This window comes from Oleiagrimonas sp. (genome assembly GCF_027858935.1).
GTDB lineage: Bacteria > Pseudomonadota > Gammaproteobacteria > Xanthomonadales > Rhodanobacteraceae > Oleiagrimonas.
Genome location: NZ_JAQIBU010000087.1, coordinates 1 through 2,349 on the forward strand (window position 1 = coordinate 1; position 2,349 = coordinate 2,349).

A 2,349-nucleotide genomic window follows, 5' to 3' on the forward strand; every position below is an offset into this window, starting at 1 on the left:
ATGGCCATGGCCACCCGTGGCGGCTGGATTCCGATGAGCCGCAAACACAACGGCCCGCAGGCCAACCCCGACACCAGCGTGCCGAGCAACAGCGAGCCCGGCGTCGCCGACCAGCCCGGTCAGAGCAAGAAAAAGCCCAGCTACGACTTCTACTCGGTGCTTCCGGAAAAGGAAGTGGTGATCCCCGATGCCGAGATCAGCCGACAGGCCAAAGCCGAGGAGCAGCCCGGGAACACGCCGCCGGCCGACTCCGGAGGCTACCTGCTGCAGGTTGGCTCGTTCCCCAGCGCCTCGGATGCCGAGGCGATGAAGGCCAAATTGGCGCTGCAGGGCTTCGTGGCCAAGGTGCAGCCCGTGACCATCAACGGCAACACCTGGAACCGTGTGCGACTGGGACCGTTCCCGTCGGCCGCCAAACTGGAATCGGTCAAGCAGCGTCTGGCCTCGGCAGGCATTCACGCGATCGCGTTGAAAGAGCACTGATCCAGAATCCGCAAAAGCGCGCAGCGGCGGCATCCACTAACCGAGCAAGCCGCGCATGATCAGCAGGCCGAAGACCGCCAGGATCGCGGTCGCAACCATGATCACGAACCCGGTCATCACCCAGCCCGGCAGCAAACCCGAGCGCGGGCGCTGCCGCTTTTGTGCAGTGGTTGCCGCTGGTGTCGACAGCTGTCCGCAGGCCCCGTCGTTCTGTTGCATCGGAGCCTGCTTGGCCGAAGGCGCCTCGTCCTCGAACAGTTCGCGCAGCGGCAACCACTGGTGCTCACCGAGTTCACAGGCCAGCAGGCCCGGATCCAGATCTCCCCGGGTCAGTGCCGCGCGGGTCCATGTATGGCTGACGGGCCCATGCGTTTCATGATCGATACGCAGCCACAGGCGTGGCGCGTCATCCTCTTCGAGCAACTCGGCGTCTGCGCCACAAGCAAGCACGGCGGCATGTTGTCTGCGGGCCACTTCGTCATTGGCGGCCTGAAGGGTAATTGGCACACGCGCCAGAAACCGCTGCCGAAAGGTTTCCGCATCCAGCTTCAGGAGATGCTCGACCCTGCGCCATACCGTTGGCGCGTCCCTGCCGGATTGCACCTTGCCGGTCATTGTGACCGAACACATCGTCTGCGCCATGATCTCCCTCGGGCGTCGCCACCAATCCTTCGATCATATGCCACACGGTCCTCGATGACACCAGCAACGCCGGAGGGGGTTGCACCAACCCGGTAGCAACAAAGTAGACTGGACGGATGACGATGAAAACAGCCTTCGTGACGGGCGCCACCTCCGGGTTCGGCGCGGCCATTACCGAGCGCCTTCTGGGCGAGGGATGGCGACTGGTGGCCTGCGGCCGGCGTGCCGAACGCCTGCAGCACCTTGTCGAGCGCCATGGCGCGGATCGGGTGCACGTGTCCGCCTTCGATATCCGCGATGCAGACGCCATGCAGGCCGCGCTCGACGCCCTGCCAGATGGGTTCTCCGACATCGACCTGCTGGTCAACAACGCGGGTCTGGCGCTGGGTACCGAACCGGCACAGAACGCCGACCTGGAACAATGGCGGCAGATGATTGACACCAATGTCACCGCGCTGGTGACGCTGACCCGTGCATTGCTGCCCAGACTGATCGAGCGCCGCGGAGCGATGATCAACCTCAGCTCCATTTCAGGCACCTACCCCTACAAGGGCGGCAACGTCTACGGCGGTACCAAGGCTTTTGTCACCCAGTTCTCGCTGGGCCTGCGTACCGACCTGCACGGCACCGGCGTGCGCGTGACCTCGATCGAGCCGGGCATTGCCGAAACCGAATTCACCCTGGTCCGCACCGGCGGCGACCAGAAGGCCTCGGAACAGCTTTATGACGGCGCGTATCCGATCAAGGCCGAAGACATCGCCGAGACCGTGTCCTGGATCGCACACTTGCCGCCGCACCTGAACGTGAACCGCATCGAGATCATGCCGACCAGCCAGTCCGCTGCCGGCCTGCAGATCCACCGCGACTGAAGCGACCGGCTCTCAGGCACCGCGCCTACGGGAATTCATGCAGGTAGGTGTAACCGGTCAGGCCGGCTTCCAGCCAGGCACGCAGCGCTTGCGCCTCGGCACCTTCGATGCCCGCGGCCGCGAGTTTGTCGGCATACGCCGAGCGCAAATCGTCCAACGCGTACCCGACATAGTCCAGCATCAGATCCGCGGTGTCGCCCCGGCGCACATGGTCGAAGCGGAAACCTTCACCGTCACAGCGCACGTTGACGGCATCGGTGTCGCCAAACAGGTTGTGGATGTCGCCCAATGTCTCCTGGTACGCACCGACCATGAAGATACCCAGCCGGTACGACTCGCCCGCCTTGAGCGCATG

Annotated in this window: 3 protein-coding genes and 1 pseudogene; 2 read left to right on the forward strand and 2 right to left on the reverse strand. The window is 64.3% G+C overall.

All coding sequences use genetic code 11. From position 1 onward, the window contains the following. On the forward strand, positions 1-483 hold a 483-nt coding region (locus tag PF446_RS03360; protein ID WP_298069729.1), incomplete at its 5' end, for an SPOR domain-containing protein. A gap of 36 nt (positions 484-519) precedes the next feature. Here PF446_RS03360 and PF446_RS03365 read toward each other — a convergent pair. Continuing rightward, positions 520-1,125, reverse strand: coding sequence for a hypothetical protein (locus tag PF446_RS03365; RefSeq protein WP_298069732.1), 606 nt, complete (start codon positions 1,123-1,125; stop codon positions 520-522). Between the two features lie 116 nt (positions 1,126-1,241). On the opposite strand from PF446_RS03365, the gene PF446_RS03370 reads away from it, so the two are divergent. Then, the gene (locus PF446_RS03370) at positions 1,242-1,994 is read left to right on the forward strand and encodes an SDR family NAD(P)-dependent oxidoreductase (RefSeq protein ID WP_298069733.1); all 753 of its coding nucleotides are present in this window, start codon (positions 1,242-1,244) and stop codon (positions 1,992-1,994) included. Between the two features lie 25 nt (positions 1,995-2,019). On the opposite strand, the pseudogene PF446_RS03375 reads toward PF446_RS03370, so the two are convergent. Further along, a pseudogene (locus PF446_RS03375) lies at positions 2,020-2,349 on the reverse strand (arginine decarboxylase); the annotation flags it as partial.